This is a genomic window from Qaidamihabitans albus (genome assembly GCF_016464705.1).
Taxonomy (GTDB): domain Bacteria; phylum Actinomycetota; class Actinomycetes; order Mycobacteriales; family Pseudonocardiaceae; genus Qaidamihabitans; species Qaidamihabitans albus.
Window position 1 is genome coordinate 243,261 of record NZ_JAEHOB010000001.1, and the last position, 16,805, is coordinate 260,065.

Sequence of the window (16,805 nt, forward strand, 5' to 3'; positions counted from 1 at the left end):
TGACCCGAAGCGCGCGAGCTACCGCGCTACCCGCGAACGCGGCGCAGTAGAGGCGCTGCAGCCGTAGCCGCGCACGGCGTCGCCGAGCAGCGTCAGCGCGGCGGCGACCGGGGGCGCATCCCGGGCGCCGCGCCGGGTGCAGGTGAGGAACTTGCGCGACGGCGCGGTGCCGCCGAGGCGCACCCGGCGGACGTCGAGGTCAGGGAACAGCTGGGACAGCCGGGGGAACAGTGCGACGCCGAGCCCGAGATGCACCAGGTTCGCCACGAGGCTCGCGTCGGCGGCCTCGTGCGCGATGGTGGGGCTGAATCCCGCCGCGGAGCACGCCGCCAGTACGTGCTGCCGGGCCGGGTCCGCGGCCACACCGATGATCCACGGCTCGTCCGCCGCCTCGTCCAGCTCGACGTGCCGCCGCCCGGCCAGCCGGTGCCCGGCGGGGACCAGGAGGTCGAACGGGTCGTCGAGCAGCGGCCGCTGGTCGAAGCGCGGGTCGCTGGTCGCCGGGTTGCCGGGCACCGCCTCGAGCACGGCCAGGTCGGTGTCGCCGTCGAAGAGCAGGTCGAAGCAGGTCGCCGTGTCGGCCTCCCGTACGTGCACGGACAGCTTCGGGTGGCGGGCGGTCAGCGTCGCGGCGACCGGCCCGAGGAACCGGCACATCGCGGTCGGAAAGCCAGCCATGCGCAGGTTCCCCGCGGGCTCGTCGCCGCCCGCGTGCAACTCCGCCTCGGCCTGCTGCCAGCGGGTCTCGATCGCCTCGGCGTGGGCCAGCAGGTTGCGGGCGGCGGCGGTCAGCCGGACGTTGCGACCGTTCGGTTCGAGCAGTGGCACGCCGAGCTCCCTGCCGAGCTGGCGGACCTGCTGGGAGGCCGCGGACGGGGTCAGGTGCAACGCACGGGCGGCGGCGGTCACCGTGCCGTAGTAGGCAACCGCTCGCAGCACGCTCAGCCGGCGCAGGTCGATCATGTAGGCGATTCTTCACGTTTCCGTGCATTTATCCAACCTGGACCTGCACACTCAGCGCGCCCATGCTGGAGGCATGAGTAACTGTCCGTACTGTGGTTGGCCCGATACGCGGCCGTTCGCCGTGCTCTCGCGGCACCGGACGCCCGAGGGTGAGACCGTCTGGACGCGCTGCGCCTGCGGGTCGCTCCAGATGCGGCTGGTCGGCGCGGGCGGTGTCCGGATTGCGACGCGCAGCCGGCCGGGTCGCCACCCCTCGTGAGTGCCCACACGAGTTAGAACTCGCGTAGGCACTCACGAGTCTTGACCTGGAGTCCACTCCAGGTGCCACTCTAGGTTTCGTGATTTCCTACTCGCCGGCAGAGGTGAGCCAGAAGACCGGCTTCAGCATCGACACGTTGCGCTACTACGAGAAGATCGGCCTGCTCTACGACGTCGGCCGCACGGCGGGCGGCCGCAGGCGGTTCGACGAGAACAACCTGAACCTGCTGCGGCTGCTGCGCTGTCTGCGCGACACGGAGATGCCGATCGCGGACATGCTCCGGTTCGTGCAGCTGCTGCGCGCGGGAGACGAGCGGCGCCGGGAGCGGCTGGCCGTGCTGCGCGAGCACGACAGCCGGGTCGAGGAGCAGATCGCCCGGTTGCGCGAGCATCAGCGCCTGATCCGGCACAAGATCGAGGTCTACACGGCCGCGGAATCCACCACCTGCTCGTGAGTGCGCACGCGAGTTAGAACTCGCGTGCGCACTCACGAGCTGTGCCTTACCTGTCGCGGAAGGCGGCCACCGCGATGTCCGGGTGGTCGGCGAACACGCCGTCGATGCCGGTCGCCAGGAACGCGTCGTACTCGGCGAAGATGTCGCCCCACGCGGCCGGATCCGCCGAGGACCGGAAGTCGGCGGGCAGGAAGGTGTTCTCGGCGCGGAACGTGTACGGGTGCACCACCAGCCGCTCGGCGTGCGCGTCGTCCACCAGCGTCGTCGGCTCGGTGAGGAAGCCGCCCGCGTCCCTGGGGATGATCCGGTCCTTCGAAGGACCGATCCCCCGCGCGTACGTCGCGATCTCCGCGAGCCCCTCCGGCGTGGCGAGGTCGTCGTAGGTGCGCGGATCGCCCGCGGCCACCAGGTCGTACGGCGCCCCCGAGCCGCCGATCAGCTGCACGAGCGGTACCCGCAGCTGGCGCCGCAGCTCACGCAGGTTGGTCACCTCGAACGACTGCACGTACACCTTCGCGTTCGGCCGGTTCAGCCCGTTGCGCGTCAGCGTCCGCACGAGCGCCGGTTCCAGCGGCAGGCCCTGCTCCCGGAAGTACGTCGGGTGCTTGGTCTCCGGATAAAGGCCGATCTCGCGGTGCAGCTGCCTGGACAGCCGCCGGGACAGGTCCACGATCTCCTGCAGCGTCGGAACCTCGTACCGGCCGTCGTAGATCGTGTTCTCCTGGCGCAGCTCGGGAATCCGCTCCTTCGCGCGAAGCTTCTTGAGCTCGGCGAGCGTGAAGTCCTCGGCGAACCAGCCGGTCACCTCGGTGCCGTCCAGCGACTTCGTGGTCTTGCGGTCGGCGAACTCGGGATGGTCGGCCACGTCGGTGGTGCCGCCGATCTCCGGCTCGTGCCGCGCGACCAGCACGCCGTCCTTGGTCGTCACCAGGTCGGGTTCGATGTAGTCGGCGCCCATGCGTGCGGCGAGCTCGTAGGCGGCCAGGGTGTGTTCCGGCCGGTGCCCCGACGCGCCGCGATGCCCGATGACGAGGGGCTCGTCGTGCGCATGTGGCTGGCCGAAGGCCGTCCGCGGCGCCTCGGTGGCGCTCGCCGGGACGATCACCACGCTCGTCATGCCCAGTACGGCGAGGCCGGAAAGGGCCACCGCGGTCCGTCTCCAGGTGCGCGTGCTCCAGCGCTTTCGCATCTTCGTGACCTTCTCTCGTGAACGTCGGGATACGGGCACACCCTCGTCGCCCGGCCCGTCGCCCGCACGACGCCGATACGGCGTGCGGGGAACATGCGGGTGAACGGCAGGGGAGCCGGGCCGCGCCGAACGGTCGCGGCTACGCTGTGAAGCCGTGCGCGTCCTGGTAATCGGCTCCGGTGCCCGTGAGCATGCCCTCGTCCTCGCCGCCTCACACGATCCGGCGGTCACGGCACTCGGCTGCGCGCCGGGCAACGCGGGAACGGCCGCGCTCGCCGAGACACTCGGCGGCGACATGTCCGAGCCGGCCACGGTCGCGCAGCTCGCCCGTGAATGGAAGGCCGACCTCGTCGTGATCGGCCCCGAGGCGCCGCTCGTCGCGGGCACCGCGGACGCCGTGCGCAGGGCGGGCATCGCCTGCTTCGGCCCGTCGGCGGAGGCCGCCCGCATCGAGGGCTCCAAGTCCTTCGCCAAGGACGTGATGGCCGCGGCGAAGGTGCCCACCGCCCGCAGCGAGGTCGTCGACAACCCCGCGCATCTCGACGCGGCGCTGCGCCGGTTCGGCCCCACCTGGGTGGTCAAGGACGACGGCCTGGCGGCGGGCAAGGGCGTGGTGGTCACCACCGATTTCGACACCGCGCACAAACACGCTCTCACCCTGCTCGACGGCGGCCACCCCGTCGTGCTGGAGTCCTTTCTGGACGGACCGGAGGTCTCGCTGTTCTGCCTGGTCGACGGGCGCACGGTCGTGCCGTTGCTGCCCGCGCAGGACTTTAAGCGAGTCGGCGACGGCGACGCGGGCCCGAACACCGGCGGCATGGGCGCCTACGCGCCGTTGCCGTGGGCGCCGCCGAACCTGGTCGACGACATCGTGGCCACCGTGGTCCAGCCGGTCGTGGACGAGCTCGCCGCCCGGGGCATCCCCTTCTCCGGCCTGCTCTACGCGGGGCTGGCGCTGACCTCCGACGGCCCGCAGGTGATCGAGTTCAACTGCCGCTTCGGTGATCCCGAGACCCAGGCCGTGCTCGCCCTGCTGCGCACCCCGATCGCCGGGCTGCTGCACGCCACGGCCACCGGCACTCTCGCCGGGCAGCCGCCGCTGGACTGGGCGGACGGCGCGGCCGTCACCGTCGTGCTCGCCGCGAACAACTACCCCGGCGTCCCGCGCACCGGCGACGTGATCACCGGCAGTGAGGCCGAGGGCGTGCTGCACGCGGGCACCCGGCGGCGCGAGGACGGCGCCGTGGTGTCACACGGCGGCCGCGTGCTCAGCGTCGTCGGCACGGGCCCGGACCTGAGGGCGGCCAGGGAGCAGGCGTACGAGCGGGTGGCGAAGGTTCACCTGCCCGGGGCGCACCACCGCACCGACATCGCCCTGCGTGCCGTGCGCGGCGAGATCGCGCTGCCCACCGGCTAGCGATCCGCGGGAACCGGCGGCCCTCTCGATTCGTCGAACTTCAGGTCGCCGTCACACGGGGGTTGGTAGCCTGCGGTGTGAGTCCGGCTGGCTACCGACCGTAGCAAGGGGTGCGCACATGGCAGAGAACACGGACCTCGCCGCGGCTGTCCCCGGTGTCCCGGACGCCCGGGACATCCAGGTCTCGCCGGACAACATCCTCGACGTCGCAAGGGTGATCGACGAGCAGGCGGGCCTGCTGCAGGAGAAGATCGCCGGGCACCTCGCCGCGCTGCGCATCCCGCCGCCTGCCGCCGACGTCGTCTCCACCAACGCCACCGAGGCGTGGAACGTGCTCGTCGCCGGTGGCCCCGGCTCCTACGAGCAGCGGGTCCGCGCGTACGTGCAGGGCCTGCGCGACCTTGCCGAGCAGCTCCGGACCGCCAGCGAGACCTACCGCGTGAGCGAGGAGCAGAAAGCGGAGAGCTTCGGGGACCGCCGTGTCCACGAAGGCTGACCACGCGCTCCTCGCGTGCGCCGTGCTGCTGCTGGCGACGGCGTGCACGTCCACCGAGGCCGGGCTGGCGGGCGCCGACCCCTCCGCCGCGCCCGCGGCGCCCGAGCTGCCCCGCCGCCCCGCGGAGCTCTCGCTGCGCGGCGTCGACCCGTGCCGGTTGCTCAGCGACGCCCAGCTCGACGAGCTGAAGGTGACCAGCGAGCCGCGGCTCGCCACCGAGCAGCGGGACGGGCCGACGTGCTCGCTCGACGTCGACCGCACGGAGCCCTACTACAGCTACTACGTCGAGACGATCACCACCGCCGATGTGCGCGCCTGGCTGGACGGCGAGCGCGCGAACCCGAGCACCAACACCGAACCCGCCGAGGTCGAGGGCTTCCCGGCCCTGGTCAACCACGCGCCGGGCCCGCATCCGGGGGACTGCGAGACGCTCGTCGGCGTCGCCGAGGGGCAGACGCTGCGCACGCAGCTGTACCCGGTCACCCAGAACGCCTTCGATCAGCGGCAGCTGTGTGACATGTCCACCCAGGCGGCGCGGCTCGCCGTGCAGACCCTGCAGGCCACGAGGTAAGGACCCGATATGGACAACCTCGACATCCCCGCCCTCGTCGAGCGGATCCGCGAGCACCGGTTCAACGGCTACACCGACAACATGCTCGCCGACGAGGTCGAGCGGTTCCGCGCGGGTCCGGGCACCGACGGCATCGGGGCGGCCGTGGAAGCACTGAAGGCCGTCGCCACATCGCTGTCGGAGACCGACGACACCCTGCGTGACGAGCTCGGCAGGCTCGGCGTCGAGTGGCAGAGCGAGGCGGGCGCGCAGGCGGGTTCCGCGATGAACGAGCACGCCCGGTTCTCCCGCGACGCCAACGACAAGGTGCTCAACGCCGCGCAGTTGATCTTCGCGCAGGGTGAGGCGTTCAACCGCACCCTGCACAAGCTGCCCGATGCCCAGACCCTGCGGGCGGGTGCCGGCGGCTACAACGCGGCGGACTCCGTGCTCAGCCTCCTCGGCTTCGAGACCGACCACAGCAGGAAGGTCGCCGCGGCCAGGGAGGCGCGGCAGCAGGCGCTCGAGGCGCTCAACGCCTACGCGCGCGACAGCGGGGACAACCTCTCCGGCACCGAGGAGCTCGCGCCGCCCCAGGCCCTGCGTGCCGCCGCGGCGCCGCGACTGCCGGGCACGGTGGACGCGGGCGGCGGGCCCGGCGACGTGACGACCGCCGCGGGTGCCACCGCCGGTCAGCCCGCACCGGCACCGGCGGCCGCGCCGTCCGGGCCGTTCCCGGGGGGCGCTCCGGCGCACAACGCGCCGACCCCCGCCCTCGGGCTGCCGGCCCAGCACGCACCGGCGCGCGGCACGGGCAGCGGTACGCCGGCACCCGGCGCCCCGGCGCCGGAACGCACGGCGCCCAGCGGCGTCCCCACCGCACCGGCCGCGGCGGCGGGCGGCGTGGCAGGAGCCGTGGGAGCGCTCGGCGCCGCCGGTGCCCGCGGCGTGCCGCGCTCGGGCGGCCGTCCGGAGACCGCAGGCGGTGGGCAGCAGCCCGGCACGACGCCCCCCGGCTCCCCCGCTCAGGGCTCCGGTGGCGCCACCGGAGCGGCGCCCGGAGCGACCGCGCGGCCGGGTCCGGGCGGTACGCCGGGTGCGGGCCTGCCCGGCAAGGTCGCCGGACCGGGTTCCACCGGCGCGCCGGTGCCCGGCACTCCGGGCGGCACGGCGGTGCCGCCCGCGAGCGGGCTGGTCGGCAAGGTCGGGACGCCGAGCCCCGGCACGCCCGGCGGCAACGCGAACGAGCCGCCGCTCGGCAAGGGCAAGTCCTTCGGTTCCGCCCCGCAGCCGCAGACCCCGGGCAGCGGCACCGGCAGCGGCGGCTACCCGGCTGCGCCGAGAACCGGGATGTCCGCCAACGACTTCGGCGCGGGCGCGGCGGCACTCGGTGCGGGCGGGGTCGCCGGTGCGCTCAGTGGCGAGGGTGAGCGCCGTGGACGCGGGGTCGGCCGCAGCGCGCCGGGCGCCGCCCGGTCGCCCCACCAGCTGCCCATCGGCGACCTGCCGGAGGAGGAGGCCAGGGCGCAGCGCAACTCGGACCGCCTCGCGCCGAGGGAGAACAGCAGGCAGAACGGGCTGCTGGAGCGGGCAGCGGATCGCGACGAGCAGGACGGTGACCACGTGCGCCGCTACGGCGTCGACGACAGCGACCTGTTCACCGATCAGCGCATGGTGTCGCCCGACGTGATCGGCGACGAGCGTCCGGAAGGGCGCCGGTGAGCGGACCGGCAGGCGGCAGCGTCGTGCTGTCCTCGCTCGAGTTCGACATGCTGTGGGAGGCCGAGCGGCTCCCCGAACGGCACGTCGCCCTCGATGTGCCCAGCCCGGGCAGTACCCACGCCGAACGGGCCGCACTCGTCGAGCGGGCCTGGGAGTCACTTGCCGAGCGGCGGCTCGCCAGGGGACGTAAGGCGGCGGGCGAGCTGGTCGACATGCTCAACCTGCTCGCGTACCCGAAGGCGGGCATCGACCTGTGGGTCTGGACCGACCGGCAGATTTCCGGCGTCGCGGTGAGCATCGGCAGCCAGGCGCTGCTCGGCGTGCTCGACGGCGACGAGGTCTGGCTGATCCCCGCGCGGGACTCCGCGCTCGCGGAGGCGGCGGTGTCGGTGGCCGGGGAGCTGGCCGCGGGCGTGGGCCGCTCGGTGAGCCTGCCGCACGAGGTGCTGGTCGCCGCCGACGCCGAGGCCCGCGGCGACGCCAAGGCGCTGGTGACCGCGCTGGAGGACCGTGGGGTCGAGCTGTGGCAGGCGCAGGAGCTGGCGGGCATGCTCCTCGGCACGCTGGCGCGCGGGCAGTTCGGCGTGCAGCGGGCGGGCCGGGACGGGCAGACTCACCGTGCGCGCCGCGTCGTCGCGTTCCACGACACCGACGCCGGGCGGTACCTGTTCGAGGTGCGGCCCGGCGGCGACGGCCGGGACTGGGCGACGGTCGCGCCCGCGGACAACCAGCTGCTCGCGCAGCGCGTATGGGAACTGCTGGACGAGGTGTAGGGGCGAAGGGGGAGTGACGGAGCCGTGCCCGTGTACGACGCGGAATCGATGAACATCACGGCGGACGGTGTCGACCGGATCGCGGAGGACTTCCGCACGTCGAAAGGCAAGCTGAAGGGCTGCGTGGGACCCGAGGGGCGCGCGGGGCAGAGCCCGTTCGGCGAGGTCGAGGATCCGGACGATCCGGACCAGGTGGCGGGCACGCTCGGCTCGTTCACCACGGGGATGCAGGACGAGTTCGAGGCGGCGGCCGGCCTGATGTCGGCGGCCGGCTCGGCGCTGCGCGAGGCCGTGCGGACGATGAAGGAGACCGACGCGGTGGCGGCGGACAACCTGACGATGCGGGAAGTCCGGTGACGGGCGCGGGAATCCCTGCCGAATGGTCCGATGTGGAGACCAAGGCGGCCCGGGTGGACAAAGTGGACCCCGGGGCGATCCAGGACGTGGCGCGGCAGTTCGACGACGCCTCGCGCGACGCGGGCGACCACACGGCGGCGCTGACCAACGCCGCGGCCCCGCTGCGGGACGGCGGCGTGTGGGACGGGCCTGCGGCCGATCGGTTCTTCGACTACGTCGGGCGGGTCGCGGCGGCGGGCAACAAGGTCAAGGACAAGCTCGACGAGGTCGCGGCCGAGCTCAGCACGTTGCAGGGCACGCTGGCCGACCTCAAGCAGGAGATCCGGAGCACCAAGGAGGACGCCCGCAAGACCATCGACGAGCGCAACGACGACGCGCAGGGCCGGGCCGACGCCGCCACCGCGCGGATGGCCGCCTACCGCAACGGCGAGGCCGACGCGCCACCCGCGCCGACGGCGGAGGAGATCATCGCGGCCGCCGGCGAGGCCAACCGGCAGACCGCGCGGGACGCGGCGAAGCGCATCGACGCGCTGCTCCGGCAGTCGAACGAGGCCATCAAGCGGGCCCAGCAGCTGATGAAGGCCGAGATCGGCGGCGGCTTCTCCACGGTGCCCCCGCCCGGCTCGGCGGACTCGCAACTGGCTTCGACCGGCGGGATCACGCACGAAACGGGCGGGGGCGGCTCCTCCGGTGGCAGTGGCGCCTCGGGCGGTGGCGGCGCACCGGGCGGCGGGGGCGGCCTCGGTCCCAGCGGCGGCCCGCCGTCGAGCGGCCCGCCGCCCGGCAACGTCGACCAGTGGATCCGCGAGGCGATCAAGATCCTCCAGGCCAACGGCATCCCGGTGACCGAGGACAACATCGACGAGATCTGGACGATCATCGAGAAGGAGTCCGGCGGAGATCCACACGCGATCAACAACTGGGACTGCGTGCCGCTGGACACGATGATCCTCACCCGGCGCGGCTGGCTCAAGCACGACCAGGTCAGGATCGGCGACGAGACGATCGGCTACAACACCGCAACCCGCCGTAGCGAGTGGACCCGGATCACCCGGGTCGTCCACCACGACGACGCACCACTCGTCCGCATCGGAAATTCGCGCTGGCAGGCGATCACCACGCCCAACCACAATTGGGTCAACGTTCCCCGGGTCAGCCTGCGGCAGACCGGCCTGCCGACCATCTGCCCGGAATGCGAATGGATGCCGCGGAATCCGACGCAGGCGGTGAACGGGGTTGCGGTGCATCGTCGCAAGAGGCACGGGATCATCGCACCGAAGCAGCGCCATGTTTACGTGACGGACGCGCGGTTCGTGCACACCGGACAGATCCGCAGCCGGGACCGGGTCCTGCTGGCGGCACCCGCGGAGACCGACTCGCGCCTCGACATCTCCGTGCGGGAGGCGGGGATCCTCGGCTGGGTGGCGGGTGACGGTCATGTGGAGACACGCAGGCACCGGCCGACGATCTCGATCGCGCAGTCGAAGCCGGAGATGGTGCGCCGGCTCCGGGAACTGCTCGACGGCATACCGCACGCCGTGTACGCCGACGACCGCGGCGGATGTGGTCCACGGCATCAGTTCCGGCTCGATCACGACTACGCGCGCGGGTTGCTCGCCCGCGCGGGCCACCCGAAGTCGGAGGCGGTCGCTCAGGTGATCGGGATGTCGAGCGAGCAACGTGCGGCCTGGCTGAACGCGGTCATCGACGCCGAGGGACATCGCTCGATGCGGCCGGGCTGCACGAGGCCGAAGGTCACCATCTACCAGCGACCCGGTGCGGTTCTCGACGCCATCGTGCTTGCGGTGTACCTCTCCGGTGCGCGGCCGCGGGTGTTGCGGAGCACGCGCGAGGGGCGGCCGGAGAGCTGGAGCGAGGAGATGTCGGTCCGGTCGAACAAGGCGGTGGTGACCGGGGGATTCCTCGCGAAGGAGGACACCGGGCGCGGTGACGTGTGGTGCGTGACGACCGGGCTCGGCACGTGGACGGCGATGGCGGGCGAGCACGTATTCCTGACCGGCAACAGTAACGCCGCCAAGGGCACGCCGTCGAAGGGGCTGATGCAGTGCATCGACCCGACGTTCGAGGCGCACAAGCTGCCCGGGCACGACGACATCTACAACCCGGTGGACAACATCATCGCCGGTGTCCGGTACACGTTCGACCGCTACGGCGGCTTCGAGGGGCACCCCGGCCTTGCCTCGATGGCCGGTGGCGGCGGTTACCAGGGCTACTGACGGCCGGGTCCCACCGGTGCGGAGGATGCGCGGGCGGCGTGTGAGGATTGCCCGAAGTTTCCTCTTTGTTCACCCGGGCGAAAGGTGGCTGCCGTGGCCGACGACACCATCAGCAGGTCGGTGGCACCGGCCGTTGCGCCGGTCCGGCCGTTGCCGCTGCGGCTCCGCGCGTTCGGCTGGACCCTGCTCGGCATCTCGGTCGCGATCAACGTGGCCAGCATGGCGGTACCCGCGCTCGTTCATCACTCCCTGACCCGCAACCGCGGGGAGATCCAGCTCTACCTCGACGTGTTCGTGGAGGGCAACCTGCCGACCTGGTGGAGCACCGGCCTGCTCGTGGTCGGCGCGGCGGTCCACGGACTGACGGCGGTGGCGGCCCGGATCGGCGGTCGACGTGAGCATTGGGCCTGGTGGGTCAGCGCCGGGTTGCTGGCGGTGCTCTCGCTCGATGACCACACGCAACTGCACGAGCGTCTTGACCGCATCGGCAGGCAGCTCGTGACGTTCGACGGCTTCCCGTTCTACTGGCTTGTTCCCGGAGCCGTCGCGGGTTTGCTCGTCGCCGGAGCGCTGTTGGTGCTCGCGCGGCGACTGAGTGGTGCGCCGCGCTGGCTGACCGTCACCGGCTGCGCGCTGCTGCTCGGCTCCGCGCTGGGTATGGAGCTGCTGCAGGGGCTGTTGATCGCGGAGGGCGAAAGCGGACCGCTCTACGTGCTGACCTACCACGTGGAGGAGCTCGGGGAGAACCTCGGCGTGTTGCTCCTGCTGGCCGCGGCCGCACGGTCGTTGTCACTGGTGCGTGAGGGGAGCCGGCTCACGCTCGACTACCGGGGCTGACCCCCTCGTGAGTGCGCACACGAGTTAGAACTCGCGCGCGCACTCACGAGGGGTGGGGGGCCTAGGGTGGCCGCATGGTCGACTTCGCCACGTTCCCCGGGCCCGCGGCGCGCGCCGACGTCGCCCCGTTCCACGTCATGGAGGTGCTCTCGGCCGCGCAGGCGCGCCAGCGCAGCCACGGCGACGTGATCGCGCTCTGCGCGGGACAGCCCACGGCGAGCGCGCCGCGGCCCGTACTTGAGGCCGCCGAGAAGGCGCTGCGCGGCGACCTGGGCTACACCGTGCAGCTCGGCATCCCGGAGCTGCGTGAGGCCATCGCCGGGCACTACGAGCGCGGCTACGCCCTCGACGTGAGCCCGCAGGACGTGACCGTCACCACCGGCTCCTCCGGCGGGTTCCTGCTGTCGTTCCTCTCCGCGTTCGAGGCGGGCGACCGCGTCGCGATGGCCCGGCCAGGCTATCCGGCCTACCGCAACCTGCTGGCGGCGCTCGGCTGCGAGGTTGTCGAGTTCGCCACCGACGAGCGCACCCGGTTCCAGCCGACGACGGACCTGCTCGACGAGCTGGGCCCGGTCAAGGGCCTGATCGTGGCCAGCCCGAGCAACCCGACCGGCACCGTGCTGCCGCCCGGCGAGCTCGCCGCGATCGCCGGCTGGTGCTCCGCGCGCGGCGTCCAGCTGATCAGCGACGAGATCTACCACGGCATCTCCTACGAGGCCGAGCCCGGCTGCGCGTGGCAGACATCCACCGAGGCGGTCGTGCTCGGCTCGTTCTCCAAGTACTTCGCGATGACCGGCTGGCGGCTCGGCTGGATGCTCGTGCCGCAGCGGCTGCACCGCGCCGTCGACGTGCTCACCGGCAACTTCAACATCTGCCCGCCCGCGCTGGCGCAGCAGGCGGCCGTCGCGGCGTTCACCGACGAGTCCTACGCCGAGCTGGACGGTCACGTTGCGCACTACCGCAGCAACCGTGACCTGCTGCTGGACGGCCTCCGGGACATGGGCCTCGGCCGGGTCGCACCGGTCGACGGCGCGTTCTACGCCTACGCCGACGTCTCCGAGCACACCGACGACAGCCTCAGCTGGTGCCAGCGGCTGCTCGCCGACACCGGCGTGGCCATCACCCCTGGCATCGACTTCGACCCCGTCGAGGGTGGCCGGTTCGTGCGGTTCTCCTTCGCGGGTGCGCGCGCCGACGTCGCCGAGGGGGTGCGGCGACTGGGCGAGTGGCTGCGCTGAGCATCGGGGAACCCCGAATTCTCCCTGAACGTTGGTCCGGGCAGCACCGATCCGGGCCCAGGCGTGACAACCTGGAGGGGTACTCGGCACCAAGCCACGCGCAACGGAGGAATGCCATGTTCTGGAAGATCGTCGGCGGCCTGCTGCTGGCCTGGGTCGCCTTCATGGTGATCGGCTCGATCGTCGGCTTCCTCGTCAAGGCGGTGTTCTGGATCGCCGTCATCGGCGGGGCGGTCTTCCTCGGCACCGCGGCCTACGGCGCCATCAAGGGCAGGGGCAACTCCAAGCAGATCCGCTCGTAGCCGGCACGCATGTCGATCGTCATCGGCGTGCTGTCGCTCCTGCTGACAGTCGCCTTTCTCGGTGCGGCCGGGCTCCGCATCGCCGGCGCGCCGTCGATCCGCGCCGCCGACGCGCGCCTCGGCGTTTCGCCCGCCCTGGACCGCGCGATCGGCGCGCTGGAACTGGCGGCGGTGGCCGGTCTCATCGCGGGCTTCTGGTTCCGGCCGCTCGCGCTGGCGGCGTCGATCGGCCTCGTGCTGCTGATGATCGGTGCGGTGACCTACCACCTGCGGGCCCGCGATCCGGCCGCGCTCGCCGCGCCCGCCGCGACGCTCGGGCTGGCCGCCGTCGCCAACGCGGTGTTGCTCGGCCTCGCCTGATCCGGGACGGCGTGCTCAGCGCAGCGAGGCAGGATCGGGCGCACCGACCCAGCGCTGGGCACGCAGGCCCACCGCCCTGGCGGCGTCCACATTGGCCTGTTTGTCGTCGAGGAAGAGGCAGTCGCCAGGTTCCGCGCCGATCCGCGAGGTGAGCAGCTCGAAGATCTCGGCGTCGGGCTTGGCGATGCCGACGTCGCCGGAGAACAGCAGGTGCCGGAAGTGCCTCGTCCACGGCTGCCGCTCGGCGAACCGCGCGAACGACCGCGGCGCGTTGGACAGCAGCGCGAGTGGCGAACCCGCCTCAGCCAGCCCGGCCAGCAGGGCCATCGACGACGGCTCGATCCGCGACCACCCCGCGATGTCGAGCGCGGTGAGATCGTCCGAAGTGGACTCGTCGACGGTGGTCCCGACCACCTCGCCGATGGCTCGCCAGTAGTCGATATCGGCGGCCCCGCGGTCGTAGAAGTCGCGGTAGGCCCAGTAGGCGGGTTCGAAGTCGGTCACCGGCACGCCGAGGCGGGCCGCGAGCTCGGGTACCGCCGCCGTGCGCGAGCAGATCACCTCGCCGTAGTCGAACACGACCCAGCGCGGGCTCATCTGCTGCCCGCCTTGATCCGGCGGAGCGCCTCCTCGACATCGCCCGCGGAAAGGTCGCGGTGGGTCACGAACCGGACCTTGCCCGCCATCGGCAGGGCGAGCACGCCGAGCCCGCGCAGCCAGTCCAGCGTGAGCAGCAGGTCCGGCACCCTCGCGAGCACGATGTTGGTCTGCGGCTCGCTGACGTCCCAGCCGTACTCGCGCAGCCCCTCGGCGAGGGTCCGTGCGTGGGCGTGGTCCTCGCCGAGCTCGCCGACGCGGTCCAGCGCGAGCAGGCAGGCCGCCGCGAGCACCCCGCCCTGGCGCACCCCGCCGCCGAGCATCTGGCGCATCCGCCTCGCCTCCTCGACGAACTCCTCGCCGCCGGCCAGCACGGAGCCGACGGGCGCGCCGAGGCCTTTGCTGAAGCACGCCGACACCGTGTCGACGCCGACCGTCAGCGCGGCGGGTGGCAGGTCCAGCGCGGCCGCCGCGTGCCACAGCCGCGCCCCGTCGAGGTGCACCCGGAGCCCGGCCTCCCGCGCGGTCGCGACGAGCTGCGCGTGCTCGTGCGGTGGGGTGATCGCGCCGCCGGCCACGTTGTGCGTGTTCTCCAGGCACAGCAGCGTGGTGCGCAGTACGTAGTACGGCCCCTCCCGGGTGCCCGCCGCGGCCCGCACGGCACCCGCCGAGGGGCGGCCGGGGCCCGCGTCGTGCTCCAGCGGCTCGGGCATGCCACCGGCCAGCCATGCCGCCGAGCCGAGCTCGTTCACCAGCACGTGCGCATCCCGCGGCGCCAGGAACCGGTCGCCGCGGCGCAGGTGCGTGGACAGCGCGATGAGGTTCGCCATCGTCCCGCTCGGCGTCCACAGCGCCGCGGGCGTGCCGAGCGTCTCGGCGGCCCGCTCCTCCAGCGCGCGGATCGTCGGGTCCGAGTCGATGACGTTGTCGGCGACCTCCGCCCGTGCCATCGCGGAACGCATCATCTCATCCGGCCGGGTGACGGTGTCCGAGCGGAAGTCGATCACCGAACTGGCTGCAGAGGTCACTTTCCGATCACATCACACTGGTTGTTGATCTCACAAACGGGTGACATATGGGTGCCGGGGCGCCGGGCGTGCAACCGTGGGACACGTCAGTTTCGTCTCTACCTTCGGACAACAGACTCAGACCGGAGAGCCGACCGCGTGGATCACCGCGAGGAGCAGGAGTTCGCGGAGTACTTCGCCGCAAGGCGGGACTCCGTGCGCCGGACCGCGTACATGCTCTGTGGTGACTGGCACCGCGCGGACGACCTCGCGCAGACGGCGTTCGTCTCGTTGCACCGGCGCTGGCGCAAGATCCGCGACCGGGCGGCGACCGACGCCTACCTGCGGAAGACGCTGGTGAGGGCGGCCATCGACGAGTCCCGGCGCCCGTGGCGGCGGGAGCGGCAGACCGATGAGCTGCCGGAGCCGCCGCCCGCCGGCGAGCTGGTCGCCGACCGGGTGGCGACCAGGGAGGACCTGCTCGCCGGCCTGCGCCGGGTGCCGCCGAGACAGCGTGCGGTGTTGGTGCTGCGCTACTTCGAGGGCCTCGACGTCGGCGGCGTCGCGCGGGTGCTCGGTTGCAGCGAGGGCAACGTGAAGAGCCAGACCGCGCGGGGCCTGGCGAACCTGCGGGACGTGCTGGGCGAGGAGGTGGAGACGCATGGATGAGCACGAGCTGGAGACGCTGTTCCGGCAGGCGCCGGGCGAGCCGCCGCCACCGACCTTCACGGAGCGGGACGTGGCCGCGGCCTCGCGCAGGGCCACCATGCGGCGCCGTTCCGTGACCGCGGCCGTGAGCGCGTGCGTCGTCCTGCTCCTCGGTGGGGTCAGCGTGGTGGGACTCGGCCAGAGGGCGAACACGGGCGGTGACTCGGGCGCCGCCTCCGCGCCCGCATACGGTGACGCCGAAGCGGAAGCGGGCGAGCAGGAGCAACCCGGCGGCTCCGCCGGACGTCTTCCGAACGCACAGGGCTTCCCGGATGGCTCGCCCAAGCAGGGGGGCGAGGCTTCCGGGGAGAACGGCCCACGGGCCGGTCGCACCTCCGGGTGCGAAAAGGTCGACCGGGAGCTCGCCATCGCCCTCGCTGGCGAGCTCCCGGTCACCGCCGGGGCGGATGCCGTGCCCGGGCTGGTCTGCCCGGAGCCGTCGCGCTCGGCCGCGTACGCCGTGGACGGCGGCCTGGTTTCCGCCGTGCTGGTGCCGTCCGGCGTCGCATCGCAACTGCCCGAACAGCCCGAGGGAACCGTCATCGCGGAGGAGCGCACCGCGGCCGGGGCGACCGTCGTCGTGCTGAGCACCCCGGCGCCGGACAAGGCCACCGCACCGCTGGCCGGGGGGCTGCAGGGCATCGCGACCGCGCTCGCGCGGCAACTCTGAGTTCGCGAATCCCGGATGGCAGACTTGGCTGCCATGACGTCAGCCGCGAGCACACCGAAAGGTGAACGCAGGCGTGCCGCCCTCGTGGCGGCGGCGGCCGACCTGCTCGTCGAGGGCGGGTTCGACGCGGTGCGGCACCGGGCGGTCGCCGAGCGGGCCGGTCTTCCGCTCGCCTCGACCACCTACTACTTCGACTCGCTCGACGATCTGATCTACGCCGCGATGGAGCACTACGGGCGTTCCGAGCTGGCCAGGGGGCGCGAGCAGCTCGCCGAGCTGAGCACCGAGCGCCGGGGCACGGACACGCTCGTCGAGCTGGTGCTGGACCAGCTGCTCGGCGAGGACCCCGAGTACGACGCCGTGCTGCTGCGCTACGAACGGCTGGTCGCCACCGGCCGCAGGCCGCATCTGCGCCCGCTGATGCGCACGCTCGCGGTGGAGCTGCGTGCGCTGCTGACCGAGATCTTCGTCAGGTCCGGGGTGGAGATCGGAGGGCGGCGGCTCGAACAGCTCATCGCGCTCGTCGACGGCGCCGTGGTCAACGCGCTCATCGAGGTGGACCCCGACCCGCGCGCCGCCGCCGCGCGGATGCTGCGTGCGGCGCTGAGCTGACCCCCGTGCAACCTCTCGCCCGCCGCCACCGTGGGAAGGGGTTGGAAAGGGGATCGC

Annotated in this window: 18 protein-coding genes and 2 pseudogenes; 16 read left to right on the plus strand and 4 right to left on the minus strand. The window is 72.6% G+C overall.

Annotated elements, in window-relative coordinates:
- Positions 1 to 18: 18 nt before the first annotated feature.
- The gene (locus JAP66_RS01195) at positions 19 to 963 is read right to left on the minus strand and encodes a LysR family transcriptional regulator (protein ID WP_199429313.1); all 945 of its coding nucleotides are present in this window, start codon (positions 961 to 963) and stop codon (positions 19 to 21) included.
- A 338-nt stretch (positions 964 to 1,301) separates the two neighbouring features.
- Here JAP66_RS01195 and JAP66_RS01200 point away from each other — a divergent pair, with 338 nt between their 5' ends.
- Positions 1,302 to 1,676 carry a MerR family transcriptional regulator gene (locus JAP66_RS01200; protein ID WP_199429315.1) on the plus strand — a complete coding sequence of 125 codons (375 nt, stop codon included), beginning with the start codon at positions 1,302 to 1,304 and terminating at the stop codon, positions 1,674 to 1,676.
- Positions 1,677 to 1,722: 46 nt separating this feature from the next.
- On the opposite strand, the gene JAP66_RS01205 is transcribed toward JAP66_RS01200, so the two are convergent.
- Positions 1,723 to 2,865: a glycerophosphodiester phosphodiesterase gene (locus JAP66_RS01205; protein ID WP_235998646.1), complete on the minus strand. Its 1,143-nt coding sequence runs from the start codon at positions 2,863 to 2,865 to the stop codon at positions 1,723 to 1,725.
- A gap of 154 nt (positions 2,866 to 3,019) precedes the next feature.
- On the opposite strand from JAP66_RS01205, the gene purD reads away from it, so the two are divergent.
- The 12 genes and pseudogenes from purD (at position 3,020) to JAP66_RS01265 (ending at position 13,154) form a co-directional block, all read left to right on the plus strand.
- Positions 3,020 to 4,282, plus strand: coding sequence for a phosphoribosylamine--glycine ligase (gene purD / locus JAP66_RS01210; protein WP_199429317.1), 1,263 nt, complete (start codon positions 3,020 to 3,022; stop codon positions 4,280 to 4,282).
- Positions 4,283 to 4,400: 118 nt separating this feature from the next.
- Positions 4,401 to 4,778 carry a hypothetical protein gene (locus JAP66_RS01215; RefSeq protein WP_199429319.1) on the plus strand — a complete coding sequence of 126 codons (378 nt, stop codon included), beginning with the start codon at positions 4,401 to 4,403 and terminating at the stop codon, positions 4,776 to 4,778.
- Positions 4,762 to 5,349, plus strand: coding sequence for a DUF3558 domain-containing protein (locus JAP66_RS01220; RefSeq protein ID WP_199429321.1), 588 nt, complete (start codon positions 4,762 to 4,764; stop codon positions 5,347 to 5,349). Before JAP66_RS01215 ends, JAP66_RS01220 begins: the two co-directional genes overlap by 17 nt.
- A gap of 9 nt (positions 5,350 to 5,358) precedes the next feature.
- Positions 5,359 to 7,050 carry a magnesium chelatase gene (locus JAP66_RS01225; RefSeq protein ID WP_199429323.1) on the plus strand — a complete coding sequence of 564 codons (1,692 nt, stop codon included), beginning with the start codon at positions 5,359 to 5,361 and terminating at the stop codon, positions 7,048 to 7,050.
- Positions 7,047 to 7,823: an ESX secretion-associated protein EspG gene (locus JAP66_RS01230; protein ID WP_307849389.1), complete on the plus strand. Its 777-nt coding sequence runs from the start codon at positions 7,047 to 7,049 to the stop codon at positions 7,821 to 7,823. The genes JAP66_RS01225 and JAP66_RS01230 overlap by 4 nt, the downstream gene beginning before the upstream one ends.
- A gap of 30 nt (positions 7,824 to 7,853) precedes the next feature.
- Positions 7,854 to 8,180, plus strand: coding sequence for a hypothetical protein (locus JAP66_RS01235; RefSeq protein ID WP_307849390.1), 327 nt, complete (start codon positions 7,854 to 7,856; stop codon positions 8,178 to 8,180).
- Positions 8,181 to 8,242: 62 nt separating this feature from the next.
- Positions 8,243 to 8,476, plus strand: a pseudogene (locus tag JAP66_RS32655) (WXG100 family type VII secretion target); the annotation flags it as partial.
- Between the two features lie 1,725 nt (positions 8,477 to 10,201).
- A pseudogene (locus JAP66_RS01245) lies at positions 10,202 to 10,417 on the plus strand (transglycosylase SLT domain-containing protein); the annotation flags it as partial.
- Between the two features lie 93 nt (positions 10,418 to 10,510).
- The gene (locus JAP66_RS01250; protein WP_307849391.1) at positions 10,511 to 11,254 is read left to right on the plus strand and encodes a DUF8692 domain-containing protein; all 744 of its coding nucleotides are present in this window, start codon (positions 10,511 to 10,513) and stop codon (positions 11,252 to 11,254) included.
- Between the two features lie 74 nt (positions 11,255 to 11,328).
- The gene (locus JAP66_RS01255; protein WP_199429327.1) at positions 11,329 to 12,492 is read left to right on the plus strand and encodes a pyridoxal phosphate-dependent aminotransferase; all 1,164 of its coding nucleotides are present in this window, start codon (positions 11,329 to 11,331) and stop codon (positions 12,490 to 12,492) included.
- Positions 12,493 to 12,608: 116 nt separating this feature from the next.
- Positions 12,609 to 12,794: a hypothetical protein gene (locus JAP66_RS01260; protein WP_199429329.1), complete on the plus strand. Its 186-nt coding sequence runs from the start codon at positions 12,609 to 12,611 to the stop codon at positions 12,792 to 12,794.
- A 9-nt stretch (positions 12,795 to 12,803) separates the two neighbouring features.
- Entirely contained in the window at positions 12,804 to 13,154 is a 351-nt protein-coding gene (locus JAP66_RS01265) for a DoxX family protein (protein ID WP_199429331.1), read from the plus strand.
- Positions 13,155 to 13,169: 15 nt separating this feature from the next.
- On the opposite strand, the gene JAP66_RS01270 is transcribed toward JAP66_RS01265, so the two are convergent.
- Entirely contained in the window at positions 13,170 to 13,751 is a 582-nt protein-coding gene (locus JAP66_RS01270; RefSeq protein ID WP_199429333.1) for an HAD family hydrolase, read from the minus strand.
- A complete protein-coding gene (locus JAP66_RS01275) occupies positions 13,748 to 14,716 on the minus strand; it encodes a threonine aldolase family protein (RefSeq protein ID WP_210769594.1) in 969 nt (322 codons plus the stop codon). The genes JAP66_RS01270 and JAP66_RS01275 overlap by 4 nt, the downstream gene beginning before the upstream one ends.
- 201 nt (positions 14,717 to 14,917) lie before the next feature.
- On the opposite strand from JAP66_RS01275, the gene JAP66_RS01280 reads away from it, so the two are divergent.
- From JAP66_RS01280 to JAP66_RS01290, 3 genes are read left to right on the plus strand one after another with little or no spacing between them, the layout of a single operon-like run.
- On the plus strand, positions 14,918 to 15,427 hold the full coding sequence (locus JAP66_RS01280; RefSeq protein ID WP_199429345.1) for a SigE family RNA polymerase sigma factor: 510 nt from the start codon (positions 14,918 to 14,920) through the stop codon (positions 15,425 to 15,427).
- Complete coding sequence (locus JAP66_RS01285) at positions 15,420 to 16,136, plus strand: hypothetical protein (RefSeq protein ID WP_199429347.1); 717 nt, start codon at positions 15,420 to 15,422, stop codon at positions 16,134 to 16,136. Before JAP66_RS01280 ends, JAP66_RS01285 begins: the two co-directional genes overlap by 8 nt.
- Before the next feature lie 33 nt (positions 16,137 to 16,169).
- Complete coding sequence (locus JAP66_RS01290; RefSeq protein ID WP_199429349.1) at positions 16,170 to 16,748, plus strand: TetR/AcrR family transcriptional regulator; 579 nt, start codon at positions 16,170 to 16,172, stop codon at positions 16,746 to 16,748.
- Positions 16,749 to 16,805 lie beyond the last annotated feature (57 nt).